Source organism: Thalassobaculum sp. OXR-137, from assembly GCF_034377285.1.
In the GTDB taxonomy this organism is placed as follows: Bacteria; Pseudomonadota; Alphaproteobacteria; order Thalassobaculales; family Thalassobaculaceae; genus Thalassobaculum.
Genome location: NZ_CP139715.1, coordinates 5,416,966 through 5,441,624, shown reverse-complemented (window position 1 = coordinate 5,441,624; position 24,659 = coordinate 5,416,966). Strand labels below are relative to the sequence as shown.

27 protein-coding genes, 2 tRNA genes and 1 pseudogene are annotated in these 24,659 nt (G+C 66.8%); 19 read left to right on the top strand and 11 right to left on the bottom strand.

Features of this window, described 5'->3' with window-relative positions:
- The first annotated feature begins 137 nt into the window (after positions 1-137).
- The 3 genes from T8K17_RS25235 (at position 138) to T8K17_RS25225 (ending at position 2,276) form a co-directional block, all read left to right on the top strand.
- A complete protein-coding gene (locus tag T8K17_RS25235) occupies positions 138-437 on the top strand; it encodes a hypothetical protein (RefSeq protein ID WP_322332464.1) in 300 nt (99 codons plus the stop codon).
- A 19-nt stretch (positions 438-456) separates the two neighbouring features.
- On the top strand, positions 457-606 hold the full coding sequence (locus T8K17_RS25230; RefSeq protein ID WP_322332463.1) for a hypothetical protein: 150 nt from the start codon (positions 457-459) through the stop codon (positions 604-606).
- A gap of 74 nt (positions 607-680) precedes the next feature.
- Entirely contained in the window at positions 681-2,276 is a 1,596-nt protein-coding gene (locus T8K17_RS25225; protein WP_322332462.1) for a type IV secretory system conjugative DNA transfer family protein, read from the top strand.
- Between the two features lie 210 nt (positions 2,277-2,486).
- On the opposite strand, the gene T8K17_RS25220 is transcribed toward T8K17_RS25225, so the two are convergent.
- Positions 2,487-2,612, bottom strand: a complete 126-nt coding sequence (locus tag T8K17_RS25220) for a hypothetical protein (RefSeq protein ID WP_322332461.1) — start codon at positions 2,610-2,612, stop codon at positions 2,487-2,489.
- 144 nt (positions 2,613-2,756) lie between these two features.
- Here T8K17_RS25220 and T8K17_RS25215 point away from each other — a divergent pair, with 144 nt between their 5' ends.
- The 3 genes and pseudogenes from T8K17_RS25215 to T8K17_RS26340 form a co-directional block, all read left to right on the top strand.
- Entirely contained in the window at positions 2,757-3,200 is a 444-nt protein-coding gene (locus T8K17_RS25215) for a hypothetical protein (protein WP_322332460.1), read from the top strand.
- A 127-nt stretch (positions 3,201-3,327) separates the two neighbouring features.
- Complete coding sequence (locus T8K17_RS25210; RefSeq protein ID WP_322332459.1) at positions 3,328-3,699, top strand: hypothetical protein; 372 nt, start codon at positions 3,328-3,330, stop codon at positions 3,697-3,699.
- Positions 3,692-4,738, top strand: a pseudogene (locus T8K17_RS26340) (recombinase family protein); the annotation flags it as partial. The gene T8K17_RS25210 and the pseudogene T8K17_RS26340, both read left to right, overlap by 8 nt.
- A 490-nt stretch (positions 4,739-5,228) precedes the next feature.
- Here T8K17_RS26340 and T8K17_RS25205 read toward each other — a convergent pair.
- Positions 5,229-5,303, bottom strand: a tRNA-Thr gene (locus T8K17_RS25205).
- 220 nt (positions 5,304-5,523) lie between these two features.
- On the opposite strand from T8K17_RS25205, the gene T8K17_RS25200 reads away from it, so the two are divergent.
- The 7 genes from T8K17_RS25200 (at position 5,524) to T8K17_RS25170 (ending at position 10,632) form a co-directional block, all read left to right on the top strand.
- Entirely contained in the window at positions 5,524-5,724 is a 201-nt protein-coding gene (locus tag T8K17_RS25200) for a hypothetical protein (protein WP_322332458.1), read from the top strand.
- 111 nt (positions 5,725-5,835) lie between these two features.
- Complete coding sequence (murA, locus tag T8K17_RS25195; protein WP_322332457.1) at positions 5,836-7,119, top strand: UDP-N-acetylglucosamine 1-carboxyvinyltransferase; 1,284 nt, start codon at positions 5,836-5,838, stop codon at positions 7,117-7,119.
- 4 nt (positions 7,120-7,123) lie between these two features.
- Complete coding sequence (locus tag T8K17_RS25190) at positions 7,124-7,627, top strand: DUF2948 family protein (RefSeq protein ID WP_322332456.1); 504 nt, start codon at positions 7,124-7,126, stop codon at positions 7,625-7,627.
- A gap of 49 nt (positions 7,628-7,676) precedes the next feature.
- On the top strand, positions 7,677-8,339 hold the full coding sequence (gene hisG, locus T8K17_RS25185) for an ATP phosphoribosyltransferase (protein ID WP_322332455.1): 663 nt from the start codon (positions 7,677-7,679) through the stop codon (positions 8,337-8,339).
- Positions 8,329-9,624: a histidinol dehydrogenase gene (gene hisD / locus T8K17_RS25180; RefSeq protein ID WP_322332454.1), complete on the top strand. Its 1,296-nt coding sequence runs from the start codon at positions 8,329-8,331 to the stop codon at positions 9,622-9,624. The genes hisG and hisD overlap by 11 nt, the downstream gene beginning before the upstream one ends.
- A gap of 17 nt (positions 9,625-9,641) precedes the next feature.
- Positions 9,642-10,154, top strand: coding sequence for a UPF0262 family protein (locus T8K17_RS25175; RefSeq protein WP_322332453.1), 513 nt, complete (start codon positions 9,642-9,644; stop codon positions 10,152-10,154).
- A gap of 4 nt (positions 10,155-10,158) precedes the next feature.
- Positions 10,159-10,632 carry a low molecular weight phosphatase family protein gene (locus T8K17_RS25170; protein ID WP_416153160.1) on the top strand — a complete coding sequence of 158 codons (474 nt, stop codon included), beginning with the start codon at positions 10,159-10,161 and terminating at the stop codon, positions 10,630-10,632.
- Positions 10,633-10,685: 53 nt separating this feature from the next.
- Here T8K17_RS25170 and T8K17_RS25165 read toward each other — a convergent pair whose 3' ends face one another.
- Entirely contained in the window at positions 10,686-11,039 is a 354-nt protein-coding gene (locus T8K17_RS25165; RefSeq protein ID WP_322332452.1) for a DUF4326 domain-containing protein, read from the bottom strand.
- 127 nt (positions 11,040-11,166) lie between these two features.
- On the opposite strand from T8K17_RS25165, the gene infA reads away from it, so the two are divergent.
- Genes infA through T8K17_RS25145 form a run of 4 tightly spaced genes read left to right on the top strand, consistent with a single transcriptional unit; the run spans position 11,167 to position 13,534 of the window.
- The gene (gene infA / locus T8K17_RS25160) at positions 11,167-11,385 is read left to right on the top strand and encodes a translation initiation factor IF-1 (protein ID WP_028795326.1); all 219 of its coding nucleotides are present in this window, start codon (positions 11,167-11,169) and stop codon (positions 11,383-11,385) included.
- 22 nt (positions 11,386-11,407) lie between these two features.
- Complete coding sequence (locus T8K17_RS25155; RefSeq protein WP_322332451.1) at positions 11,408-12,037, top strand: nucleoside triphosphate pyrophosphatase; 630 nt, start codon at positions 11,408-11,410, stop codon at positions 12,035-12,037.
- 47 nt (positions 12,038-12,084) lie between these two features.
- Positions 12,085-13,302, top strand: a complete 1,218-nt coding sequence (locus T8K17_RS25150; RefSeq protein ID WP_322332450.1) for a ribonuclease E/G — start codon at positions 12,085-12,087, stop codon at positions 13,300-13,302.
- 13 nt (positions 13,303-13,315) lie between these two features.
- On the top strand, positions 13,316-13,534 hold the full coding sequence (locus T8K17_RS25145) for a DNA gyrase inhibitor YacG (RefSeq protein ID WP_028795329.1): 219 nt from the start codon (positions 13,316-13,318) through the stop codon (positions 13,532-13,534).
- An 18-nt stretch (positions 13,535-13,552) separates the two neighbouring features.
- Here the strand turns inward: T8K17_RS25145 and T8K17_RS25140 are convergent, their stop codons facing one another.
- Positions 13,553-15,475, bottom strand: a complete 1,923-nt coding sequence (locus T8K17_RS25140) for a methyltransferase domain-containing protein (protein ID WP_322332449.1) — start codon at positions 15,473-15,475, stop codon at positions 13,553-13,555.
- Positions 15,472-16,716: a putative 2OG-Fe(II) oxygenase gene (locus T8K17_RS25135; protein WP_322332448.1), complete on the bottom strand. Its 1,245-nt coding sequence runs from the start codon at positions 16,714-16,716 to the stop codon at positions 15,472-15,474. The genes T8K17_RS25140 and T8K17_RS25135 overlap by 4 nt, the downstream gene beginning before the upstream one ends.
- Before the next feature lie 114 nt (positions 16,717-16,830).
- On the opposite strand from T8K17_RS25135, the gene T8K17_RS25130 reads away from it, so the two are divergent.
- Both T8K17_RS25130 and T8K17_RS25125 read left to right on the top strand, forming a co-directional pair.
- A tRNA-Phe gene (locus T8K17_RS25130) sits at positions 16,831-16,906 on the top strand.
- A 167-nt stretch (positions 16,907-17,073) separates the two neighbouring features.
- Complete coding sequence (locus tag T8K17_RS25125; protein ID WP_322332447.1) at positions 17,074-17,709, top strand: exopolysaccharide biosynthesis protein; 636 nt, start codon at positions 17,074-17,076, stop codon at positions 17,707-17,709.
- An 18-nt stretch (positions 17,710-17,727) separates the two neighbouring features.
- Here T8K17_RS25125 and T8K17_RS25120 read toward each other — a convergent pair whose 3' ends face one another.
- From T8K17_RS25120 to T8K17_RS25095, 6 genes are all read right to left on the bottom strand, one after another.
- A complete protein-coding gene (locus T8K17_RS25120; RefSeq protein ID WP_322332446.1) occupies positions 17,728-19,089 on the bottom strand; it encodes a mechanosensitive ion channel family protein in 1,362 nt (453 codons plus the stop codon).
- 140 nt (positions 19,090-19,229) lie between these two features.
- Complete coding sequence (locus T8K17_RS25115) at positions 19,230-19,403, bottom strand: YqaE/Pmp3 family membrane protein (RefSeq protein WP_322332445.1); 174 nt, start codon at positions 19,401-19,403, stop codon at positions 19,230-19,232.
- 83 nt (positions 19,404-19,486) lie between these two features.
- The gene (locus T8K17_RS25110) at positions 19,487-21,136 is read right to left on the bottom strand and encodes an ABC transporter ATP-binding protein (RefSeq protein ID WP_322332444.1); all 1,650 of its coding nucleotides are present in this window, start codon (positions 21,134-21,136) and stop codon (positions 19,487-19,489) included.
- Between the two features lie 3 nt (positions 21,137-21,139).
- Positions 21,140-22,075 (bottom strand): ABC transporter permease, encoded by a 936-nt coding sequence (locus T8K17_RS25105; protein WP_322332443.1) that lies wholly within the window; start codon positions 22,073-22,075, stop codon positions 21,140-21,142.
- The gene (locus T8K17_RS25100; protein WP_322332442.1) at positions 22,072-23,013 is read right to left on the bottom strand and encodes an ABC transporter permease; all 942 of its coding nucleotides are present in this window, start codon (positions 23,011-23,013) and stop codon (positions 22,072-22,074) included. The genes T8K17_RS25105 and T8K17_RS25100 overlap by 4 nt, the downstream gene beginning before the upstream one ends.
- Before the next feature lie 53 nt (positions 23,014-23,066).
- Positions 23,067-24,551, bottom strand: a complete 1,485-nt coding sequence (locus T8K17_RS25095; protein WP_322335002.1) for an ABC transporter substrate-binding protein — start codon at positions 24,549-24,551, stop codon at positions 23,067-23,069.
- Positions 24,552-24,659: the final 108 nt, after the last annotated feature.

Sequence of the window (24,659 nt, the reverse complement as noted above, 5' to 3'; positions counted from 1 at the left end):
TGCCGCTGCGATCGCGTCAGACCCGTTCAAAGAGGCCGCTTTGTGCGGCCTCTTCTCGTTTATCCGAGGAGAGGTCTGACCGGAGAGCGTAAAGTGAATCCATCGCCTTTGTCGCAACAGAGAAAGGGGAGGCCGATTTGAACGTACCCGGACAAAACAAAGGAGCCAATGAAACAACCTACATGGCGGCCGTCCGTTGGTTCTCATACACAGTGGCTTTTGTGGTGACTTTGCTCGGGACCGGGCCGTTCTACAATCTGACCATCTGGTTCATTCATGATTACGTCGTTCACCAATATGGGTATTGGATCAGCACCCCCATTCAGCTCGTCTGGATGGTCGTGAGCGGTGTCCTGATCTTCACCTTCTCGGTGGCGACAGTCTCGACCGGCATCATTACCGCAGCGACCGTCCTGTTGCTGCGTTTCGCAACCTGAAGAAGGGGCACATCGAGCGATGTTCACGAAGAAGATTCCGGTAGACCGAGGGTCCGTCAACATCCAGCGCGTCGGCTACAAGACCGTTGTCGACTGGGAAGCTATCGGCGGGGCGCTGGCACTGCTGTTCATCCTTTTCATCGTAATTGGCGCGATCGGCGGCAGCTGATCGACGAACCAGAACGGAAATGAGGGCGGGGCATTTGCCCCGCCCTTTTTCTATTCACGGAATGGGGATCGCAGATGGACAATGCATCCACACCATACGGATCGGCTGCCTTCGCGAGCCGCTGGGACATCGCACGGGCTGGCCTGTTCCGCCAGCACGCCAGCAGCTTGTTCACGGGGTTCTTGGGCTCACGTAGCCTTTGGTACGGCGGCATGGGTGGCGTGCTGCTCTGCGCCGGGGCGCGCGGAGGTAAACTCGCTTCGTACCTCGCTTACAGCCTGCTCCCCGGCGTTCTTCGGGACAACTCGGTCGTCGTATTGGACCCCAAGGGCGAGCTGGCGGCCATCTCGCAGAACCAAACGGCCGATGGCAAATTTTGCGCGCACTGGAATCCCATGTCGCTCTGCGGGCTGCCATCCTGCCGCATCAACCCGCTCGATTATGTGCGGATCGATAGCCCGAGCCTTGTCTCGGACGTGAAGGTCTTTTGCGCGAATATCATACCGAACAGCGGTAGCCCGGGCGGAGTGTACTTCGAGGGGCGCGCTCGGGAATTTTTGGAAGCGCTTGCCCTCAGTCTAACCGAGACAAACAAGGTCCTGACCTTCCCGGACCTATACCGTGCCATCAATCTTATCCCTGCGGGCGGCAGTGCGTGGCTCGACGTCGCCTTCCGGATGTCCGAAAGCCGTTTCGAGATCGCGCGGCGCGTCGAGGAAGAAATTGCGGCTTCGCGCTCCAGCACGGGCAACGGATTTCCGGGAATTCTCGGCGAGTTACTCAAATCCTTCGCTGCTCTGAGCGATCCGGTTCTGATGGCAAGCGTCTCGCCGCCCTTCAACTTTTCGATGGAACAGCTCACGAGTGGACCCCAGCCATGGCAGGTCTACTTGATGCCGCCTGCAGAATTCATCGAGGCATGGGCTCCGGTCATTAAGGCCATTCTGGTTTCCGGAATGATCTATAAGGCGAGAGCACCATCAGCCACACAGCAGACGTGGGTTCTAGACGAGTGCGCCTTGCTCGGCGGATTTCCTTTAGTTGCAAAACTCTTCTCATATGGCGCAGGCATTGGCGTGCGTCCGGTCGCAGTGTTCCAGAGCACGAAACAGATGCGTGCGATCGCACCCGAGGCCGAGACGATCATCACTGCGAGCGCGGCGTTGCGGTGCTTCTTCGCAGTTCGGGATCTGGATACCGCCACGATGGTTTCGAGAATGCTTGGATCAGAAACGCTGGCGCATGAGGATTCCGCGCGCCAGGAGATTGCCCGCCATGGCCGTCATCTGGCCGTGCAAGCGCTGATCGGCGGGCAAGACCCGATGGAAACGGGTCTCAAGATTGCGCATCACGCCCGCAATGCAGCACTGCCCGCCAAACGGCAACGATATCTGCGAAGCCCTGACGAGATCCTGAACACACCGGCGGGCAAGATGTATCTGTTCGCCGATGGCCTGCCGCATCCGATCTACGCGGACCGCAGGCCTTATTACGAGGAGCGTTCTATGGCGGGAAAGTTCCATCCGAACCCTTATCACCCGCCGATGGACCGCGTCCGTGTTAAAACCTTCTGGGGTCATTCCTGGCGGCCGGTGATTACTGAGCCAGTGCCGGAACGCTTCGCGCACATGCCCCAGTATGCAAGCGGTCGCTGGTCACGCATCGGATAATCATCCGGCGGGCGGCCTCGGCCGCCCGTCCATCCAATCAATCAACAGGAGACCGCCATGACCGGAGCGCCGGACACGGGCCGCGCTGCATTTTCTTGGCAAAATCGGGATCACCTTCCGGGCCAGAGTTCAGCATTGGACCACGTATCGCCCGTGTCCCAAGCCTTCGAGCCCGAAGGCGAGGACATGGCGCCGGAGGCGCGGCGCGAGTCATTCATGGTCAGGCGCGAACGGCCAGAACCGGAATTGCGGCCTGGCCCAACCCTTGCCCTCGATGCCGACCGAGAAGCCTTCGATGCCAATTGGGAGCGCGAACGTCAGGACGCCGAAGCTCATGACCGAGCGCGGCGTCAGGCAGATTTCGCAGCCTCTCGCTCGGTGAGGCCACCGGACCAGCAGCACGACCGATGTGCAAGCTTCAACGCCCGAGGCCGCGAATAGTCAGGGCCAATTCTATTTACAGCCAAGGAGGTAGCTACCATGGAGCGTGACCACACTGAACAGACCTCGTCGCGAGGGCCGCAGCACGAGCAACCGCGAACCGAACCGCATCAGACCGAACAGCCGCAGCCCGAGCAGGAACACTCGCACAAGCAGCCTGCCGACACTCTGCGCGATGGCCATCTCAAGTCTGCAATCTGGCGGAATGAAACCGAGAACTCCGTCATGCACTCGGCGACGTTCAGCCGGACCTATCGCGATCAGGACGGCAATTACCGGGATTCACAAAGCTTCGCCGGAGCCGATCTCCTTCGTCTTTCCGAACTCGCAAGGCAGACCTACACACGGTCGAATGAACTCCAGCGCGAAGCCATTCGCGAAAACAGCGAACGGGAGAGTGAAGAGCGGAAGGCGGAATTCAAGTGTCAGCGCGGCGAAACGCATGACGCCATTCGCAATCAAGAACGAGACCAAGAAAGATAGTGAGAATCCAGATGAGGTTCTCCTTGCGGGGCGACACAAATTAAAGTAGATATTGTTCTCTTTTTGTTCTGTCGCTACCAAGGAAAGGAACGCGACATGGGGTGTTGATTTGACGAAGGAGATGGCAATGACGCTGGAAAAAACACAAAACCCAATCGGGCTCCAAGAGCCCCGCTCTGCGACCAGCCCACTCTCCCTCGAATTTGACGCCACCGAGTTCGCGCACTTCTTATCCGAAGCCGACTGGAGCGACGAGCAGAAGGCGGAATATATCACGCTTATCTGGAGTATCGTTTGCGAGTTCGTCGCTCTCGGCTTCAACGTTCATCCGGTGCAGCAGGCACGGGTTTCCTGTGGAGAAGTCCCAGATTTCTGCGGGAAATCGGCGTCTTTGCGCCCTGGCATGGTAAACTCCTCCCATGGTGATTTGATCGAAGAATTTATGCGCTTGAACAGGCCAAAAGCCGGTTCACGTGCGGGAGGAGTCATTGATGAATAGCGTCACGAATATCAGCCGACCGGCCAAAGCCGTCATCTACTGCCGGGTCTCTGGAAAGAAGCAAACCAAGGACGGCTCCGGGCTTGATAGTCAGGAGTATCGCTGCCGTCAGTATGCCGAAGCGAAGGGCTATACGGTCGAGGCCGTATTCCCAGATGACGTCTCAGGCGGCGGTGATTTCATTAACCGCAAGGGCATGGTCGCACTGCTGGCTTATCTCGATGCCCGGGCTCACGAACGTTACGTTGTAATTTTTGATGATCTAAAACGCTATGCAAGAGACGTCGAGTTTCACCTGAAACTACGCCGGATCATGACCGAGCGTGGCGCTGTGCGCGAATGCCTTAACTTCAATTTCGAGGACACGCCCGAAGGCAAATTCAACGAGATCATCTCTGCCGCTGCCGGTGAGTTGGAACGTCTCCAGATGGGGAGGCAGAACAAGCAAAAGGCCATGGCCCGTGTCGAGCAAGGTTATGCGGTGCGCTCAGTTCCACCGGTGGGCCTTAAATACGTAGCGGCCAAGGGCGGCGGAAAGGTGCTCGTTCACGACGAGCCAATTGCCTCCATCGTCCGGGAAGCCCTCGAAGGCTTCGCCTGCGGGAGATATCAATCGCAGTCTGAAGTCGTTCGCTACCTAGAAGCTCAACCGGAGTTCCCAAAAGATCTGCCGGGTGGGCGTATACGGCAGATGACCGTCAAGCGCATGCTCGAGCAAATCCTGTATGGTGGATACGTCTCGGCTCCGAGTTGGGGTATCTCCATGCGCGAGGCGAAGCACGAGGGGATTGTTTCTAAGGAGACGTTCTGGCGCATTCAGGAACGTCTCAAGATGCGTCCTGTCATGCCCGCGCGGAAAGATATGAGCGAGGATATTCCGCTTCGGGGCGCGGTCGCATGCTCGGCGTGCGGATATTCGCTGACCGCAGGATGGAGCAAGGGCAAGTACCAACACTATCCCTATTACTTCTGTCACCACCAGGGCTGCGCGGAGAGAGGCAAGACGATCCCAGCGGCGAAGCTGCATGGACGCTTCGAGGAGGTTCTTCGAACGCTCCAGCCCTCGCGTCCTTTCCTCGACCTAGCAGCGGCCCTGTTCGCCAAGGCGTGGGATGCACAGGCAGCCCGGTTGACGGCAACCACCAAAGCCTATGCGAACAAGGTACGAGAGCTGGAAGTCGAGATTGGCAAGGTCGTCGATCGCATGATGGAAGTGTCGAACGCTCGCGCCCTGAAAGCCTTCGAAGACCGCATAGAGGCGTTGGAGAAGGACAAGCTTGTCGCGCTTGATCTGGCCTCGCGGAAGGCTGCGCCCGCACGCCCGTTCGCGGAAATGTTTGAACTCTCGATGCGATTTCTCGCAAACCCTTATGATTGCTGGAAAATTGGCGGCCCGGACGCCCGCAATTTAGTGATGAGACTGGCCTTTGACGGGCCTGTTGAGCACAGTCGAGAAACAGGCTGTTTGAACACCAAAAAGTCGAATGTTTTTAGGGTGTTAGACGGTCTTAGCATGTCAGAAAGAAAGGTGGTGCTGCCGGAGAGATTTGAACTCTCGGCCTCTCCCTTACCAAGGGAGTGCTCTACCCCTGAGCTACGGCAGCATCCTGCGGCGGGCTGAAAGCGTTGGCGATGGGCGCCGACCCGCGAGGCGCGCATACATGCCAGAGACACCTGCGGGGTGCAAGTGCGTTATCGCCGGTTTATGACATGCCGTGATAGGACGGACCGCCCGCGCGCCGGATCGGCCGCTGCAGGGACCGGCACCGCCCCCACACGATGACGGCGCGCGACAGCATGAAACCGCAAGGATCGGAGAGGAGCATGGATCGCGACAAGCGCCGGACCGGCCCGGCGAAATCCTCGACGGACGGCGCCGCCGGACCCGCGGCCGCAGGCGCCAAGGACGACCGCACTGCCCGGCTGGAACAGGCCCTGCGCGCGAATCTGCGCCGCCGCAAGGCGCAATCACGGGCAAGGGCGGATGCGGAGCCTCCCGCGAAGGATGCCGCCGACCCGGAATAAATGGCGGTATGCCACGGTTTCGCCCGAATGGGGGTGCATCCAGAAGGCGTCGTGCTTGAGCCCTCCCGCCCCCGTCGGTTAGAACCGACCAAACAACATGTTGTGTGATCCATGGACCAGATTCGCGTGCGGGGCGGCCGGCCGCTCCACGGGACGATCCCCATCAGCGGTGCCAAGAACGCTGCCCTTCCGCTGATGGCGGCGAGCCTGCTGTCCGGCGAGCCGATCAAACTCACCAATGTTCCGGATCTGGCCGACATCGCGTCGATGACCAGCCTGCTGCGCCAGCACGGCGTCCGCATCGAGCGCGACGGCGGCGACATGGCCATGGACGCGGCCCGGATCGACAGCACCGTGGCCCCCTACGATCTGGTCCGCAAGATGCGGGCCTCGGTCCTGGTGCTGGGTCCCCTGGTCGCGCGCTTCGGCCAGGCCCAGGTCTCGCTGCCGGGCGGCTGCGCCATCGGCAACCGGCCGGTCGACCTGCACCTCAAGGGTCTCGCCGATCTCGGCGCCGAGGTGACCATCGAGGCCGGCTATATAGAGGCGAAGGCGCCGGGCGGCCGGCTGCGCGGCGGCCGGGTCACCTTCCCCTTCGTCTCCGTCGGCGCCACCGAGAACCTGATGATGGCCGCTGCCCTGGCCGAGGGCGAGACCGTGCTGGTCAACGCCGCCCGCGAGCCGGAGATCAGCGACCTCGCCAAGCTGCTGACCGCCATGGGCGCGCAGATCGAGGGTGCCGGCACCGACACCATCCACATCCAGGGCAAGCCGGATCTGGGCGGGGCCGAGCATAAGGTGGTGGCCGACCGGATCGAGACCGGCACCTATGCCATGGCGGTCGCCATCGCCGGCGGCGACGTCGTCCTGACCGATACCGAGCTGGACCTGATCGACGCGGCGGCGGAGACCCTGCGCCGGGCCGGCGTCACCCTGGAGACGGTCGAGGGCGGCGTGCGCGTCGCCCGCGACGGCGACCGGGTGCTGGGCGTCGACATGATGACCGAGCCCTATCCGGGCTTCCCGACCGACCTGCAGGCCCAGTTCATGTCGTTGATGACCGTGTCCCGGGGCGCGTCGATGATCACCGAGACGATCTTCGAGAACCGCTTCATGCACGTGCCGGAACTGTCGCGTATGGGCGCCAACATCACGGTGCACCACGCGTCCGCCATGGTGCGCGGCGTGGAGAAGCTGAAGGGCGCGCAGGTGATGGCGACCGATCTGCGCGCCTCGGTCTCGCTGGTGCTGGCCGGGCTCGCCGCCGAGGGCGAGACGGTGATCAACCGGATCTACCATCTGGACCGCGGCTACCAGGATCTGGTGGGCAAGCTGTCCGCCTGTGGCGCCGATGTGGGGCGCGTCGCCTCCGACCGCGCTGCGGCGGAGGAGTAGGCGCATGGCCCGGACGCCGGCGATCAGGCCCTTCGGGGATCAGGGGCGGGACCGTCCGCTGCGGGTGCGGGCGGAGGATCTCGAGGATCTCACCGTGGTCGCCGCCTATCTGCAGGACGCGATCGTGCCGGTGTCGGAAATGAGCTTCCTGGCCGACGAGAACCGGTTCGTCCTGGTGGCCGGCCGGTTCCGCTGGGAGATCGCGCCGGACGGCACCGTGGCCGAGGGCCAGGACACGCCGTTCGAGCGGGTGCATACCGGCATCCGCTTCGAAGGGGTGCGCAAGGTCCGCACCCGGGGCATCGACCGACGCGATCCCGGGCAGATGCTGAACCTGCTGTCCCTGGCCTATGGCGAGGGCGTGGTCGACCTGGTGTTCGCCGGCGAATCGACCATCCGGCTTGACGTGGACAGCCTGTCCTGTCACGTGGAGGACCTCGGCACCCCCTGGCCCACCGTGTTCCGCCCGTCCCACGACGAGGGCGAGCACTCGGACGGGGCCGCTTAAGGCCGCACACGTGCCGACGGCGCAAGGTTTTCAACGGGACGACACAGCCGTGAATGCGAACGACAAGCTTGTATTGGCCGTGCCCAAGGGCCGGATCCTGAAGGCGATCGCACCGCTGATGGCGCGGGCCGGGGTCGAACCGGAGGACGCGTTCTTCGACGAGGACGCGCGTCAGCTCCAGTTCGCCACCTCCGATCCGAACCTCGACATCATCCGGGTGCGCAGCTTCGACACCGCCACCTTCCTGGCCTTCGGCGCCGCCCACCTGGCGGTATCGGGCTCGGATGTGCTGATGGAGTTCGATCATCCGGAGATCTACGCACCGGTGAACCTGGATGTCGGCCACTGCCATCTCGCCGTCGCCGCGCCGGCCGATCTGGCCGCCAACGAGGATCCGCAGCGCTGGTCGCACCTGCGCGTGGCCACCAAGTATCCGAACGTCACCCGCCGTTATTTCGCCCGGCGCGGGGTTCAGGCGGAGTGCATCAAGCTGAACGGCGCGCTGGAGCTGGCCCCGAATCTCGGCCTGTGCCGCCGCATCGTCGACCTGGTGCAGACCGGCTCGACCCTGAAGGCCAACGGGCTGGTGGAGATCGACCGGATCGCTGATGTAAGCGCCCGTCTGGCGGTGAACCGCACCGCGCTGAAGACCCGGCCCGGGCCGGTGAACGACCTGATCGGCCGGTTCCGGGAGGCTGCCCGTGCCGCGTAGGCTGGCGACCGGGGAGCCGGGCTTCGCCGAGGCGTTCGAGGAACTGGTCAACTCCAAGCGGGAGACCGAGGCCGAGGTCGGCGACGTCGTTTCCGCGATCATCGACGCCGTCATCGAGGGCGGGGATTCCGCGCTGATCGGCTATACCCGCCGCTTCGACCGGTTCGATCCGGCGGAGACCGGCCTCGCCATCGGTGCCGCCCAGATCGAGGCGGCCGTCGCCCGCATCGACCCGGAGACCCGGGCTGCGCTGGAACTGGCGGCCGAGCGGATCGAGAGCTTCCACGCCCGCCAGCTTCCCACCGATTTCGAGGTCAACGATCCGGCCGGCCTGCGGCTCGGCCTGCGCTGGACGTCGATCGACGCGGTCGGCCTCTACGTGCCGGGCGGAACGGCGGCCTATCCGTCGTCGGTGCTGATGAACGCCCTGCCTGCCAAGGTCGCGGGCGTGTCGCGCCGGGTGATGGTGGTGCCGACCCCCGACGGGGTGGTCAACGATCTGGTGCTCGCCGCCGCCCGCATCGCCGGGATCACCGAGATCTGGCGGATCGGCGGGGCCCAGGCCATCGCCGCCCTGGCCTACGGCACCCAGAGCATCGCCAAGGTCGACAAGATCGTCGGCCCGGGCAACGCCTATGTGGCCGCCGCCAAGCGCCATGTCTTCGGCAAGGTCGGCATCGACAGCATCGCCGGCCCCTCGGAGATCCTGGTCGTGGCCGATGCCGACAACGACCCGTCCTGGATCGCCATCGACCTGCTGAGCCAGGCCGAGCACGACACCAACGCCCAGGCCATCCTCATTACCGACGATGCCGATTTCGCCGATGCGGTGCTCGCCGCCGTCGAGGATCACCTCGTCACCCTGCCGCGCACCGAGATCGCAGCGGAGAGCTGGCGCGCCCACGGGGCGGTGATCGTCACCAAGTCCATGGACGAGGTGCCGCCGCTGGTGGACCGGCTGGCGCCGGAGCATCTGGAACTGGCGGTCGAGGATCCGGACGCCCTGTCGAACCGCATCCGCCATGCCGGCGCGATCTTCCTCGGCCGGTTCACGCCGGAGGCGGTGGGCGACTATGTCGCCGGTCCGAACCACGTGCTGCCGACCGCGCGCACGGCGCGGTTTTCCTCGGGTCTGGGCGTGCTCGACTTCATGAAGCGCACCACCACCGTGGCCGCCACGGCCGAGGGGCTTGGCGCGGTGGGGCCCGCAGCGATTAGACTGGCGGAAATGGAAGGCCTGGATGCCCACGCACGGTCGATTGCCGTTCGATTGAACCGGCGCTGAACAGCTAAGGAGGGCGCATGTCGGGTGACGGCTCCGACACCGCGCCGCTGGATCCCACCGGCGACGACGCGCGCATAGTGCACATCTCGCTCGACGAGCGCACGGTGATCCGCCGCAGCGCCGAGGTCGAGCAGGAGCGGGCGATCGCCGTCTACGATCTGCTCGAGGACAACCGCTTCCGCCCGCACGAGGCCGGCGCCGGGCCATACCATCTTCGGCTCTCCGTTGAGGAGAACCGGCTGATCTTCGACATCCGGGATACCTCCGACACGCCGATGACCCGGGTCGCCCTTCATCTCGCCCCGTTCCGCCGAGTGGTGAAGGACTACTTCCAGATCTGCGAGAGCTATTACGAGGCGATCAAGCGGCTCTCCCCGTCGCAGATCGAGGCGATCGACATGGGCCGCCGCGGCCTGCACAACGAGGGCTCGCAGATGCTGCGCGACCGGCTGGACGGCCGCATCGCCCTCGACCATCCCACCGCCCGGCGGCTGTTCACGCTGCTCTGCGTTCTGCATATCCGGGGATGAGCCGGTGTCCCTGAGCGATCCCTTCGCCACAATCCAGCAGCCCAGCGCCGTGCTCTTCGCCTGCAGCATGAACGCGGTGCGTTCTCCCATGGCCGAGGGCATCCTGAAGGCGATGGCCGGGACCCGGATCTATGTGGACTCGTGCGGGGTGGGGCGGGGCAACCTGGATCCGTTCGTGATCGAGGTCATGAACGAGATTGGCATCGACATGGGCCGCCACCGGCCGAAGAGCTTCGACATGCTGGAGGACGGGTTCTTCGACGTGATCGTCTCGCTTTCGCCGGAAGCCCAGCACCGGGCGATCGAGCTGACCCGGACCATGGCCTGCGACATCGAATACTGGCCGACCCTGGACGTGACGGTGATCGAGGGCAACCGCGAGACGCGGCTCGACGCCTACCGCGCGGTGCGCGACAGTCTGGTGGAGCGGATCAGGACCCGGTTCGCGTATCTGAACCAACCGCACCCGTCATCCTGACGCAAGTCAGGATCAAGCTGCCGGCGCCAGTGCACCGCAGATCCTGATTTGCATCAGGACGACGGGTGCGGGGATAGCTCGCTCTTCCCATTGGCCGCCTCCAGCAGGACATCCGCGTGGCACGGTCCGTCCAGCGGGCACCAGCAGGCGAGGTGCAGGCCGCGGAGGTCCTCCAGTCGGGACAGGATTTCCGCGCGCCGCTCGGGCGCCACGTCCCGGTGCGCGCTGCCCTCGAGCCAGGCCCGAAAGGCGGCCACCACCGCCGGGCGCCAGTCCCCGGTTCCGCCGGCTTCGTGGAACCAGTGCGGCGTGAACGGGTTACCAAAGACATGGGGACGGGCCACGCTGCGCGCTCCGGGCGGCAGGCGCCATCCGGCCTTGCGGCTGAGGCGCAGGCGATCAGGCATTCGTCCGCTCCCTGCGTCCTGCGTGTTTCACGCGCGATGGTCTCGGGTGAGTTTCGGGAAAACAACTTGACCTTTGAAGCCCGCGCCCGCACTTAAGGCACGCTCAAAACCGCGACAAGGAGCGATAATGGCAAAAGAAGACATGATCGAGTTTTCCGGCACTGTTGCCGAACTGCTGCCGAACGCGATGTTCCGCGTGAAGCTGGACAATGACCACGAAGTCCTCGCGCACACCAGCGGCAAGATGCGCAAGAACCGCATTCGCGTGCTGGCCGGCGACCGGGTCAATGTCGAGATGACCCCGTACGACCTCAGCAAGGGTCGGATCACGTTCCGGTTCAAGTAATCGGACTGGGCTGGTCGGAGCGATGACCGCCCCACTGGTATTGCGCCCGCCTCAGGGCGCCCCGTTCATCCTCGCATCCGCTTCCCCCCGCCGCAGCGACCTGCTGGCGCAGATCGGGCTTGTCCCCGATCGGGTGGACCCGGCCGAGGCGGACGAAACTCCCTTCCCCGCCGAGAAACCGCGCCCCTATGCCGCCCGCATGGCCCGCGCCAAGGCCGACGCGGTCGCTCCCCGGCATCCGGGATGCTTCGTGCTGGCGGCCGACACCGTGGTCGCCTGCGGCCGCCGCATCCTGCCCAAGGCGGAGAGCGCCGCCGAGGCGCGGCGCTGCCTCTCGCTGCTGTCCGGCCGGCGCCACCGGGTGCTGGGCGGCATCTGCGTGATCGACCCCCAGGGCCGCGCCCATGAGCGGGTGGTGGAGACGCGGGTCGGCTTCAAACGGCTGTCCGACGCCGAACTCGCCGCCTTTCTCGCGTCAGGCGACTGGTCGGGCAAGGCCGGCGGCTATGCGGTGCAGGGTTTGGCTGCCGCCTATGTCGATTTCCTGAACGGCTCCTATTCCAACGTGGTCGGTCTGGCCCTGGCGGAGACCTACGCGCTGCTGACCGGCATCGGTTTCGCCCATTTGCCTGCCGACGAGGCGCCTGCGTGAGCGCCTGCGGCCGCGCTGTGATCCATGCCGCGCCCGGATGTGCCCGGGTGCTCTTCTTGCAGAACGAGGAGATCGTCGAGATCTGGGTGGAGGGCGACGACAACCCCATCCGGATCGGCGGCGTCGCTCTCGTCACCGCCCGCACCGCCGGCGGCGCCTCGGTGGCCGAGCTGCCGGACGGATCCGGGTATCTGCGCGACGGCAAGGTCAACGACGGCGCCAGGGTCGTGGTCCAGGTCACCGCCGACGGGTCGGGCGCCAAGCGGGCGGTCCTGCGCCGTCGGGTGGAACTGGCCGGCGACGGTGTCGTGCTGACCCCGTTCCAGCCGGAACTCGGCATCGCCTCGGCGATCAAGGCCAAGGGCCGCCGCGCCGCGATCCGGGCGGCGGTGCAGCCTGCCCTGGCCGACGGTCTCGGCGCCATGATCCGCAGCGAGGCCGCAGAGCGGGACGTCGAGGATCTGGCGGCGGAGGTCTCCCGTCTGGTGGATCTCTGGCACGCGATCGAGAGGGCGGCGCAGACGGCGGCCCCGCCCTGCTGGCTGCTACCCCCGCCGGACCTGCCCACCCGTGTCGCCGCCCATCGGCCCGGCATCGCGATCGAGCACGACCGCGACGGTACCGCCTTCCGCGACGCCGGCGGCGAGGAGGCGCTGGACCGCGCGCTTGCCGGCACGGTTGCGCTGGCCGACGGCCTGTCCCTGGTGGTCGAGGAGGGCGAGACGGCGACTCTGGTCGACGTGAACCTGGCGCGCTCGCCGCGGGGCGAGGCGCTGGTTCAGGCCAACCTCCAGGCGGCGGCCGGTGCCGCCGCCATCGCCCGCCTGCGCGGGTTGCGCGGCACGCTGCTGATCGACTTTCCGCGCATGGGCGGCCGTGGCGACCGGGACCGCGTGGCCGAGGCCCTGAGGGGGGCGGTCGCCGACGACCCGGCCGCCTGGCAGGTACTGGGCTGGACGCCCGGCGGCATGTTGGAATGCCTGCGCGAGTCGCCCCGCCGCTCCCTGTCGGACGAGCTGCTGGTCCCGCCGGGCGACCGGCGGCTGTCGCCGCGGGCGCGGGCCTGGGCGGCCCTGGACCGGCTGCGGCGGGAGGTCGGCGGGATCGCGCGGCCACGGCTGCGAGTCCCGCCTGAGGTCGCCGGTTGGCTGGAGGGACCCGGTGCGATTATCGTTGCGGCGGAACGTCGGCGCCTCGGGGCGCTGACGGTCACGGCGGATCCGGCACTCGGACCGCAGGACTGTGCGATTGACGGCGACGGATAGCAGGCGAGGGACGATGGGCGAGATCCATCCGATCGGAAAGGCGCGGAAACTGAAGTGCCCGATCTGCGGCAAGCCGAGCGAGGCGACGGTGCGCCCGTTCTGCTCGCCGCGCTGCAAGCAGGTCGACCTCGGCCGCTGGCTGGGCGAGACCTACCGGATTCCCAGCGAGGACGTGCCGGACGAGACCGAAATCGACGCGCTGGTCGCCCGGCTGGAGCGCGGCGAGGAATAGGGGGCGAACGCCCGTCCGCTACCCGTCGGCCTGGACCCAGAACTGATACATCCCGAGGAACACGTCCGGATAGTCGACCTCGAACGTGTCCCAGGCCTCCAGATCCAGGCCGCCGGGGTCGGACGGATTGCGCCGCCGGTACTCCGCCAGGATCGCCGGGTCGGGCAGCTCGAAGCCGAGGAAATGCAGCCCCAGCTCCTCCAGCGCGCCGCGGATCCAGAGCGGGTTCACCGTGTGCTCGCAGGTGTGCAGCAGCGCGTCGCGCACGCCTGACGCCGCGTAGAAATCCGCCGAGCGCAGCAGCGCCCGCCCGGGATGGTCCTCGGCCAGGGCGTAGGTCCGCCGCCGGGCCGCCCGCACCCGCTTCATCGTCTCGCCGCGCTCGGGCACGCCCTGGCGAATCTCCTCCAGCGGCAGCCGGGCGCGCCGGCTGTAGAAGGCCAACCGCATCAGCCCGCGCGGCGCCAGCAGCCGGCGCAGCACCCGCCAGCCCCGCATCGGCTCGTCCAGGTGATGCAGCACGCCGGAACTCTCGATCAGGTCGAACCGCTCGGAGACAGAATCCATCTCCAGGATATCGGCCTGGGCGAAGCGGATGTTGCGCACCCGCAGCTCCCGCGCCATGCGCCGGGCATAGGCGAGCGAGGCCCGCGACAGGTCGACCGCCAGCACCTCGGCATTCTCGTAGCGCAGGGCGGTCTGCAGCGCGTGGCGGCCGGTCCCGCAGCCGGCGATCAGGATGCGCGGCAGGGCCTCCTCGGTGCGCACCGACTGCGGCAGGGCGAGCACCTGGGCGAGATGCCGGCCGATGGTGGTGCGCGGCCGGCGGGACAGGCTCAGCCAGCGCGGGTAGGGATTGTCCTCGTACTGGTTCTGCACCGCCCGGGAGACCGCGTCGGTGAACGTCGCCTCGCTCACCTCCTCGCCCAGGCGCCATTCCTCGCGCGGGTGGATCAAAGAGCGGCGCAGCAGCAGGGCATAGGGCGAGGTGTCGTCGGCCGGCATGCCGCCGGCCTCGCGGTGCAGCGCGCCGACCTCCGGATCGGTCTCCAGCGGCATGTACATCGCCCGGATCAGGGCCCGGTGGGGCGTCTTCTCGCCGGCGGCGTGCAGGTCGGCGAGGCGGATCAGCAGGTCGCTCTCCTCCTCGGTCTCGAACCAGACCCATTCCGCCGCCCGCGCCTGCAGGGCGATGGCGGCCAGCCACGCCGCATCGACCCTGCCAAGATTGCCCGCGACGGCGCTATCCAGCAGCCAGGCGCGGGTGCGGGTCAGCCAGGCCTCCATGCCCGGATGGGCGACGATCGACCAGGACAGGGCCGACAGGATCAGCTCGTCGGCGAGGAAGGTGGTGATCGGCTTGAAGCCGGCGCCAGCCGGCCGTTCGGGAAAGCCCGCCTCGGCCGCTTCCATGCCCCGGCGGATCGCCGGGTGGCTCGCCCACAGGCGGATCGCCGGGTCGGACAGCGCCTGCTGGTCCACGTCCGGATCTTCCTGCAGCGCCGACAGGGCCGCCCGGGCGCCCGGATGGGCCTTGTCGTAGGGACAGCGGCGCAGGGCCCGGATCAGCGCCTCGCGCGGCTCATAGGCTTCCGGCTCCAGCCGCCAGGCGTCGACCCGCGGGTCGAGCGCGGCCCGCGGGTCGCCCGATGCCTCCAGCGCGGCGGCCAGGTTGGCATGGGCTGCCAGGTAGTCCGGTTTCAGACGGACGGCGCGGCGGAAGCAGGGGATCGCCTCGGCCAGGCGGCCGGCGGATTTCAGCGCCACGCCCAGGTTGTTGTGCACGTCCGGCAGCTTCGGCTGCATCCGGATCACCGTCCGGTAGGCGTCGGCCGCCTCCAGGAAGCGCCGGGCGCGGAACAGCATGCCGGCATGCTGCAGGGCGCCGGCGACGGCGGCATCGGGACCGGTCGAAGCCGGACGGCGGGTGGGGGCCTTCATCGCGGATGCAGGTCGAAGGCGACGGAGATCCGTTCGCCCGCGCCCTCGAACGGCACCGTGCGGTGCCAGACATAGGACGGGAAGAGCACGATCATGCCCGGCCGGGGACAGACCCGGTGGACGGTGGCGGTCCCGCGGTCGGGGATGCCGTAGCCCGGGTGATTGAACTCGATCCAGCCTTCATGGTTCGGGTCGTCCTCGCTCAGAACCTCGGGCATCTCCACGTAATAGACGCCCGACAGCCAGCCGAGATTGTGGATGTGGCCGTCCTGATGGCCCTGCGCCCGCAGGATGTTGCCCCAGACGTCCAGGGCATAGCCGCGCGGCCGGCCCTCGATATGCGGATGGCCGGGCAGGGCGGGCAGGGCGGCGCCGTAGGCGGCGATCGCCGCGTCCAGGGCGGTGTGGAAGCCGCGGATCGCCGGATGATCGTGATTCAGCAGGTCGGTGACGATGGACCCGCCGCGGATCGCCCGCTTGTTGGGGTCGTAGTCGTCGCGCCGGCGCGGATGGGTGCGGATGGCGTCGGCGAAGGCGGCGTTGAATGCCTCCAGCGACGCGTATCCCTGGGGCACCGGCAGCGTCATCGGCCGGGTGAGCGTGCCGAATCCGGTCAGCGCGTCGGCCGGCGCCGGGCGGCCGAGGTCGAACAGCGCGCTCGTCTTCAGGGCCAGCGCGCGGATATGGGTCGGCCGGCTCGCCAGCACCTCTTCGCACAGGTCGAGCGCCGCTGCGGCATCGCCCAGCTTGAGCTGCGCGGTGGCCCGGTTCATCGCCACCGGGATGTCAGCCGGCCGCGCGGCCATGGCGCGGGCATAGGGCGCCAGGGAGCCGGCCGCGTCGCCGAACGCGCCCTGCCGCAGGTTGCCATAGGCGAACCACAGGGCGGCGGCCGACGGGTTGACCGCCATGGCGCGGCGATAGGCGCGGGCGACCACGGCCTTGTCGGCGCCCTCCACCTCGTCCAGCAGCCGGGCGTCGAGTTCCAGGCCGGCCGGATAGTCCGGGGCGGCCCGCAGGGCGCGGTCGACCATGGCGCGGGCCTCGCCCGGGGCGCCGTCGCGCATCCGGGCGCGGGCCAGCAGGCAGTTGGCCACCGGGTTGTCGGGCTGGGCGTTCAGGATGGCCTCGCACAGGGCGGCACCTTCGGACGCCTGACCGGCGTTGAAGTGACGGATGGCGAGGCGGAGGGCATCGGCGATCTGCATGGCACGGGCAATGTACGGGGCGGACCCCGTCACTTCAACGCTCGCCCGCGTTCCCGAGGTCTTCCGCGCCGGCGATGAATTTTCCCGATGAGACGTGCTGGACAGGTCGGATCGTGGCCGCTATATACGCCGTCGCGCTTCGGCGCCGCCCAGGTAGCTCAGTTGGTAGAGCAGCGGATTGAAAATCCGCGTGTCGGTGGTTCAAATCCGCCCCTGGGCACCACTCCCCTCTTTCGCTTCGACAATTCGACCCGTTAGCGGCTTGTCCGCGCGGCTCTTCCGTGTTCGGGAACCCGGCGCTGTCCCTGGCGTTTGTAGGGTTACCCACGGAGCGTCTGGCCGGCCGGTTCGGCCCGCGTGCCGCGTCAACCGGAGCCGAGCAGAGGTCTTATGACCGCATCACCGTCGGAAGGGGAGCACGGGCTCTCGCCCGACCATCCGCTGACCGATATCGTCGACCGCATGGCGGATACCGCCCAGGGCGAGCGCGTCACCGTGGGCGAGACCCTGGAGGCGTTCGGGCGCCGGTCGTATCTGCCGCTGCTGATCGTTCCGTCCCTGGCCGTGATGTCGCCGCTGTCCGGCGTGCCGCTGATGTCCTCCCTGTGCGGCGCGGTCATCGCGATCATCTCGGCGCAGATGATCTTTCCCGGCCTCGGAAGCCTGTGGATTCCGGATATCGTTGCCCGGCGCAATGTCAGCGGCCGGCGCGCCCGGGCCGCCATCGGCAAGCTGGGGAAGATCGCCCGCTGGATGGACGATCACGCCCAGGTCCGGCTGAAATGGCTGATCGAGCCGCCGGGCCGTACGGCGCTGGAATGCGTCTGCCTGCTCTGCGGTCTGGCGATGCCGTTCCTGGAGTTCATCCCGTTCTCGTCGTCGGTGGCCGGCGCGGCCGTCCTGCTGATCGCCGGCGGGCTGCTGACCCGCGACGGGCTGTTCGCCCTGGCGGGGCTGGCGGTGATCCCGATCTTCGGAGCCCTCCTGGCCATCGGTCTCGAGACCCTGGGACTGGCGGGCGGCTGACCGTCCGCCGCCCCCGGCTCAAAGCCTGCGACCGCCTCCGGCCAGCAGATCCTGATCCGCCTCGGGAATATCCGCGTCCGCGGCGTGGCGTTCCAGGGATTCCGTGTCGTTCTCCAGATCGCCTTCCGACGTGGTCGCCGATGCGCCCGACTCGTCGGCGAGCGGGGCGGGCGACGGTTTCGTCTCGGTCTCGGCCGCCGCGCTGGCCGTGCCGGCGCCGGAGGATGGGTCCAGCATGGTCACCGGCACGCCCTGCGGGAAGATGACTTCGCGCGCCTCGTCCGGCATGGAGATGCCGGCCTCGGTCAGCGCCTTCTTGATCAGTCGCAGCAGGGCGGAGCGGATCTTCAGCACCGAATAGGCGTGGCCGTCGAACCAGAAATAGGCCCGCAGATTGACCGTGGCGCTGCCGAGGGACTCCACCAGGACCAGCGGCTCCTCCGGCTCCTCGAGCACCGCCGGATGGTCGACCATCACCGTGCGGATGAGCTCCTGGGCGGCGGTGATGGAAGCGTCGAAGCCGATGCCGATTTCGAGGTATTCCTGGCGGGCGGCCGCGGCGCTGAAGTTGACGATCGTGCTCTTGAAGACGGCCGCGTTCGGGATCTGGATGTGGTTGCCCTCGCGCGACAGCAGCAGGGTGCTGCGGGTGTTCATGCTCTGCACCGTGCCCTCCTGGCCGCCGACGACGATGTAGTCGCCGCGCCGGAACGGCTGGCGGATGCTGAGCAGCAGGCTGGCGAGGAAATTCTCGGCAATGTCGCGGAAGGCGAAGCCGACGATGATGCCGACCACGCCGGCGCCGCCGAGCAGGGACAGGGCGAGCTGGGTCAGCCCGGCAACCTGAAGCACGATGTAGAGGCCGATCAGGAAGACCGGGATCGACACCGTGCGCGCGATCACGCTGCGCAGGAAGGGCGAACTCACCTGACGGCGCAGGGCCCATTCCACCAGCCGCCCCACCAGCGTCGCGGCATAGAAGGCCAGCGGCAGGATGACCAGCGCCAGCGCGATCAGCGGCAGGCTGGCCAGACCGGTATAGAGCAGCGCGCGGACTTCGTTCAGCGCCGGCTCGAACGACCAGTCGGTCTGCGGCGTCACCGTGATCCGGTTGACCACCGCGACCACGTCCTGGGTATTGGCGGCGAGGTTGCGCGCCCAGACCCGGTGCTCGTCGGTGCGGGTGCTGCCGTCCAGGAAGACCACGCCCTCGCTGGTGCGCACCCGGACGTCGCTGTACCAGTCGGTCGCCCGCAGGATGCTGTCGATGCGCCGGGAGATGGCGTCGTCGCGCGCCACCGGCTCGACCGCGACGGCGCGCGGCATGTCAGACGGCGCGCTGACGGTGGCGGACCCGTCCTGCGCATGCGCAGGGGCCATGGCTGCCGGCATCCCGACGAGCAGGGTGGCGGCGACGAGCAGGGTGGCGGCGACGAGCAGAGGGAGGATCGTCAGAATAAAGCGAGAACGCGCCGGGGAGCGCGTCGGGCGGCACCGACCGATGCCGCCGCGTCCCGCAGTCACGGAGCCGAGGGGGTTCGCTTGGCGATCACCCAGACGCCGTGAACGATTCCGGGGATGTAGCCCAGGAGCGTCAGCAGGATGTTGATCCAGAACTGAGCGCCGATGCCGACCGTCAGGAAGACGCCCAGCGGCGGCAGAAGGATGGTCAGAAGAAGTCGCAGAATGGTCATGTCTTACCCGCCCACATTTTTCATCAGTACGGGAACAACGCGGCGCCCCGCTTCGGGTTCCGAGACCGACGCCGCGGCCGGGGTCAGCCGGCTGCGAGGGCGGCGGCACTGCCGAAGTCGAATCCGCGGCCGGGGGCGGCGGCGAACAGGGCCCGGGTGTAGTCGTGCTGCGGGTTGCCGAACACCTCCGCCGCTTCGCCGTACTCGACCACCACGCCGCGATGCATCACCGCCACGGTGTCGCAGACCTGGGCGGCGACCCGCAGGTCATGGGTGATGAACAGCATGGCGAGGTCGAGCCGGCGGCGGATGTCGTCCAGCAGCTCCAGCACCTGGGCCTGCACCGACACGTCGAGGGCGGAGACCGCCTCGTCGGCGATCAGCAGGTCCGGCTCCATGGCGAGCGCGCGGGCGATGCAGATGCGCTGGCGCTGACCGCCGGAGAACTGGTGCGGGAAGCGGTCCAGGGCGCTCGGATCCAGGCGCACCAGGGACATCAGCGAGCGGGCCCGCTCATAGGCCTCCTTTTCGCCCATGCCGTAGTTCATCGGCCCCTCGACGATCGACGCGCCGACAGTGCGGCGCGGATTGAGGGAGCGGTAGGGGTCCTGGAAGATGATCTGCACCCGGCGGCGCAGGGCGCGCAGGCGGCTCTGGGAGGCCGTCGCGATGTCGTCGTTGTGCAGATAGATATGGCCGGAGGTCGGGTCGATCAGCCGGGCGATGCAGCGGGCCACTGTCGACTTGCCGGAGCCGGACTCGCCGACGATGCCCAGGGTCTCGCCGCGCCGGACCTCGAGCGAGACGTCCTTGGCGGCATGGACCGCGCGGGCCTTCTGGAAGAAGCCGCCGCCGCCATAGGTCTTGCACAGCCCGTCGGTCGCCAGCACCACCGGCGCCTTGGCGACACGGGCGCGCCCGTGCGGCGTAAAGCTCGGCACCGCGCCGATCAGCATCTTGGTGTAGGGCTCCCGCGGCCGCTTCAGCACCGCCTCTGCCGGACCTTCCTCGACCACCTTGCCCCATTGCATCACCGCGACCCGGTCGGCGATCTCCGCCACCACGCCGAAATCATGGGTGATGAACAGCACCGCCGTCTCGTGGGTCTTCTGGATTTCCTTGATCAGCTTGAGGATCTGCTCCTGGGTCGTCACGTCGAGCGCGGTGGTCGGCTCGTCGGCGATCAGCAGCACCGGCTCCAGCACCAGGGCCATGGCGATCATGATGCGTTGGCGCTGGCCGCCGGAAAGCTGGTGCGGGTAGGAGGCCGCCATGCGCGGCGGATCGGGAAGCTGAACCTGCTCCAGGATATCGAGGATCTTGGCCTGGCGCGCCGCCTGGTCGAGCGAGGTATGGGTGGTCAGCACCTCCTCGATCTGGTCGCCGCAGGTCATGGTCGGGTTCAGGGCCGTCATCGGCTCCTGGAAGATCATGGACATGCGGGCACCGCGCAGTTCGCGCAGCCGCTCGTCGCTCGCCTCCAGCACGTTCTCGCCCATCAGGCGGATGGCGCCGCCGCTCGGGGTGAGCTGGCCCTTGGGCAGCAGCCCCATCACGCTGAACGCGGTGACCGACTTGCCCGAGCCGGACTCGCCGACGAGGCAGACGATTTCGCGCGGACCGACGGAGATCGAGACGCCGTCGACCGCGTGCCGGCGGTCGTTGCCCTCCGGCAGGTCGACGGTGAGGTTGTCGATCTCCAGGATCGGCTGGGTCTTGTTCTGATCGTTCATGGTCTACAGCCGCTTGCGCATGCGGGGATCGAGCGTGTCGCGCAGCCCGTCGCCGAGCATGTTCACCGCCAGCACCGTGATCGCCAGGAAGATGCCCGGGAACAGGATGTTGTGCGGGTAGACGCGGAACAGCAGCCGTCCCTCGGCCATGATGTTGCCCCAGGTGGGGGTCTCCGGCGGGATGCCGACGCCCAGGAAGCTCAGGATCGCCTCCACCAGGATCGCCGAGGCGCAGATATAGGTGCCCTGGACGATCAGCGGCGCGATGGTGTTGGGCAGCACGTGGCGGATCAGGATCAGCGGCACCCGGGTGCCGACGGAGATCGCCGCCTCCACATAAGGCTCCTCGCGGATCGACAGCACGATGGAGCGGACCAGCCGCACCACGCGCGGGATCTCGGGGATGGTGATGGCGAGGATCACGGTCACCAGACCGGCATCGGCGAGCGAGACCAGCGCGATGGCCAGCAGGATGCCGGGGATCGCCATCAGCCCATCCATGACCCGCATGACGATCCCGTCGAGCCAGCGGATGTAGCCGGAGACCAGGCCGATCACCAGGCCGATGGCCAGGGACAGGACTGCGACCAGAAGGCCGACCGCCAGCGAGACCCGGGCACCGTAGATCACCCGGCTATAGGTGTCGCGACCCAGGGTGTCGGTGCCCATCCGGTAGGTCCATTCCCGCTCGGTCCCGTCGTTGAAGGTCTTCAGATGCTCCACGCCCGGCTTCTTGTTGCGCCAGGCGGGATCGATCTCGCTCGGGTTCATGGTGTCGAGCAGCGGCGCGCAGACCGCCATCAGCACCATCAGGCCGAGGACGACGGCGCCGAACATGACGCTCGGGTTGCGGACGATCTGTTCCCAGACGGTCGCCCGGCGCGAGGCCGCTTCCGCCGAGGCGGCGGAATCGACGAGATTTTCAGTCCCCTCGGTCAATAGCGGATCCTCGGGTCAAGCAGGCTGTAGGTGAGGTCGACCAGCAGATTGACGACCACGTAAACGAACGAGAACACGATGATGATTGCCTGGATCGTCGGATAGTCGCGACCCAGCACCGCATCGACGGTGAGCCGGCCGAGGCCGGGGATGTTGTAGACGCTCTCCGTCACCACCACGCCGCCGATCAGCAGGGCGATGCCGATGCCGATCACGGTCACGATCGGGACGGCCGCGTTGCGCAGCGCGTGCTTGAGCAGCACGGTGTTGGGCGTCAGCCCCTTGGCATAGGCGGTGCGGATGTAGTCCTCGCCGAGAACCTCCAGCACGCTGGCCCGGGTGATGCGGGCGATCAGCGCGATGTAGATCACGCTGAGAGTGATGCTGGGCAGGATCAGGCGGTGCAGGAACGGCCAGAATCCGTCGGCGATCGACTTGTATCCCTGGACCGGGAACAGGTCGACCTGCATGGCGAACAGGTAGATCAGGATGTAACCGAGCACGAAGACCGGCACGGAGAAGCCGGCGACCGAGAAGGCCATCACGGCCCGGTCGATCCAGGTGCCGTGCTTGTAGGCGGCAAGGACGCCGATCGGCACCGCCACCAGAATGGTGATGATCAGGGTCGTCGTCGCCAGGGCAAGGGTCGGCTCGACCCGCAGCAGGATGAGCTCGGAGACGTCCTTCTTGAAGAAGTAGGACTGGCCGAAATCGCCCTGGAGGATGTTCCCCATCCAGATGCCGAGCTGGACGAGCAGCGGCTCGTTCAGGCCCAGGCTCTCGCGGATCTGCGCGACCTGCTCCGGCGAGCCGTTATCTCCGGCCAGCACCGCCGCCGGATCACCCGGCGTCAGGCGCAGCATCAGGAACACGAAGACCGCCACCATCCCGAGGACCGGGATGGTGGCGAGCAGACGTTGGACAAGGAATCCGAACATATGCGGTTAAGGCTCCAGCGTCAGGTAGCGTCAGGAGTCGAACTGCCGCGTCCCTATTCGGACTTGGCGATGTTCCAGAAGATCGGGAACGGGCCGCCGAGCACGCCGCTCAGCTTGTCGCTCCGCCACGCCGGGACCTGGTACCACTGGCCCGCATGGGCGTGGGTGCCGATTTCCATGGCGCGCTTCTGGATCTCTTCCGCGATGCCCTTCTGCTTGGCTTCGTCGGTCTCTGTGGCGAACGCCTCGCGGAGCTCCTCCATCTTCTCGTCGCAGGGCCAGCCGAACCACGACTTCTCGCAGTTCGTGTTGAAGCCGGCGGCCGAGATCGGATTGAGGATGTCGGCGGCGGTCCAGGACGTCAGGAAGACGTTCCAGCCTCCCTCGGACGGCGGCTCCTTCTTCGCCCGGCGGGCGACCAGGGTCTGCCAGTCCATCGCCTGCAGATCGACGTTGAAGCCGGCCTGCTTCAGCTTGTCGGCGGCAACCGGCCCGAGGTTGTTCAGCACGTCGACGTCGGTCGACTGCATCACCACCACGGGGGTCCCGTCATAGCCGGCTTCTTCGAGCAGCTTCTTGGCGCCCTCGATGTCGGACTTCATGACGATCTCGGTGCCGGCTTCGGTCGCGAAGGCCGTGCCGCAGACGAACATGGCCGGGCATTCCTTGTAGTAGTCAGGATTGCCGATGGTGGCCTGCACGAAGTCGACCTGGTTGATCGCCATCAGGGCGGCCCGGCGCAGCTTCACGTCGTTGAACGGCGGATGCAGCCAGTTCATCCGGAACATGTACTGGTTGCCCAGCGGGTTCAGGATCTTCGCGGTGATGTCGTCGTTGCCCTCGAACAGCGGCAGCAGATCGGTGGGCGGGGCTTCCAGATAGTCGACCTCGCCTTCCAGCAGGGCGTTGACCGCGGTCTGGTGGTCCTTGATGGAGACCCACTCGACCCGGTCGACGTTCACCACCTTGCCGCCCGCCGCCCAGCTCGGCTCCTCGGAGCGCGGAACGTAGTCGTCGAACTTCTCGAACACCGCGACGTCGCCCGGCTTCCACTCGTCCTGCTTGAAGACGAACGGACCGGAGCCGGTGTAGTCGGTGATCTGGTCGCCGGCCGGTGTATCCGCGACGCGCTTCGGCATCATGAACGGCACGTTGGAACTCGGCTTGGCGAGCGAGGCAATGACCAGACCGTAGGGTTTCTTCAGAACGATCTGGAAGGTCTTGTCGTCCACCGCCTTGAATTCGGCGACGAACTCCAGGAGCTTCTGGCCCATCGAGTCCTTCGCGCCCCAGCGTTTGATGGAGGCGATGCAGTCCTCGGACGTGACCGGCGCGCCGTCATGCCATTTCAGGCCGTCGCGCAGGGTCATCGTGTAGGTCAGCTTGTCGTCGCTGACGGTGTAGGTGTCCACCATCTGCGGGTGCACCTTGGTGTCGCTGTCCATGGCGAACAGCGTGTCGTACACCATGTAGCCGTAGTTGCGGGACATGTAGGCCGTCGTCCAGATCGGATCGACGATCTTCAGGTCCGAGTGCATCACCACGCGCAGAGTGGTCTCCGCCGACGCCGTCCCCAGGGCGCCGATAGACAACGGAAGTGCAACGGCGGCCGCGAGCGCGGTTCGTGTTGCGGTCCCAAGTAAAGA

Bases quoted from the DNA above. Each gene is read 5' to 3' on its own strand.
- T8K17_RS25230 (WP_322332463.1), top strand. From the start codon at position 457: ATGTTCACGAAGAAGATTCCGGTAGACCGAGGGTCCGTCAACATCCAG.
- T8K17_RS25225 (WP_322332462.1), top strand. From the start codon at position 681: ATGGACAATGCATCCACACCATACGGATCGGCTGCCTTCGCGAGCCGC.
- T8K17_RS25220 (WP_322332461.1), bottom strand. From the start codon at position 2,612: ATGAGCTTCGGCGTCCTGACGTTCGCGCTCCCAATTGGCATCGAAGGC.
- T8K17_RS25215 (WP_322332460.1), top strand. From the start codon at position 2,757: ATGGAGCGTGACCACACTGAACAGACCTCGTCGCGAGGGCCGCAGCAC.
- T8K17_RS25210 (WP_322332459.1), top strand. From the start codon at position 3,328: ATGACGCTGGAAAAAACACAAAACCCAATCGGGCTCCAAGAGCCCCGC.
- T8K17_RS25200 (WP_322332458.1), top strand. From the start codon at position 5,524: ATGGATCGCGACAAGCGCCGGACCGGCCCGGCGAAATCCTCGACGGAC.
- murA (WP_322332457.1), top strand. From the start codon at position 5,836: ATGGACCAGATTCGCGTGCGGGGCGGCCGGCCGCTCCACGGGACGATC.
- T8K17_RS25190 (WP_322332456.1), top strand. From the start codon at position 7,124: ATGGCCCGGACGCCGGCGATCAGGCCCTTCGGGGATCAGGGGCGGGAC.
- T8K17_RS25175 (WP_322332453.1), top strand. From the start codon at position 9,642: ATGTCGGGTGACGGCTCCGACACCGCGCCGCTGGATCCCACCGGCGAC.
- T8K17_RS25165 (WP_322332452.1), bottom strand. From the start codon at position 11,039: ATGCCTGATCGCCTGCGCCTCAGCCGCAAGGCCGGATGGCGCCTGCCG.
- infA (WP_028795326.1), top strand. From the start codon at position 11,167: ATGGCAAAAGAAGACATGATCGAGTTTTCCGGCACTGTTGCCGAACTG.
- T8K17_RS25155 (WP_322332451.1), top strand. From the start codon at position 11,408: ATGACCGCCCCACTGGTATTGCGCCCGCCTCAGGGCGCCCCGTTCATC.
- T8K17_RS25145 (WP_028795329.1), top strand. From the start codon at position 13,316: ATGGGCGAGATCCATCCGATCGGAAAGGCGCGGAAACTGAAGTGCCCG.
- T8K17_RS25140 (WP_322332449.1), bottom strand. From the start codon at position 15,475: ATGAAGGCCCCCACCCGCCGTCCGGCTTCGACCGGTCCCGATGCCGCC.
- T8K17_RS25125 (WP_322332447.1), top strand. From the start codon at position 17,074: ATGACCGCATCACCGTCGGAAGGGGAGCACGGGCTCTCGCCCGACCAT.
- T8K17_RS25120 (WP_322332446.1), bottom strand. From the start codon at position 19,089: ATGGCCCCTGCGCATGCGCAGGACGGGTCCGCCACCGTCAGCGCGCCG.
- T8K17_RS25115 (WP_322332445.1), bottom strand. From the start codon at position 19,403: ATGACCATTCTGCGACTTCTTCTGACCATCCTTCTGCCGCCGCTGGGC.
- T8K17_RS25110 (WP_322332444.1), bottom strand. From the start codon at position 21,136: ATGAACGATCAGAACAAGACCCAGCCGATCCTGGAGATCGACAACCTC.
- T8K17_RS25100 (WP_322332442.1), bottom strand. From the start codon at position 23,013: ATGTTCGGATTCCTTGTCCAACGTCTGCTCGCCACCATCCCGGTCCTC.
- T8K17_RS25095 (WP_322335002.1), bottom strand. From the start codon at position 24,551: ATGCACTCGGACCTGAAGATCGTCGATCCGATCTGGACGACGGCCTAC.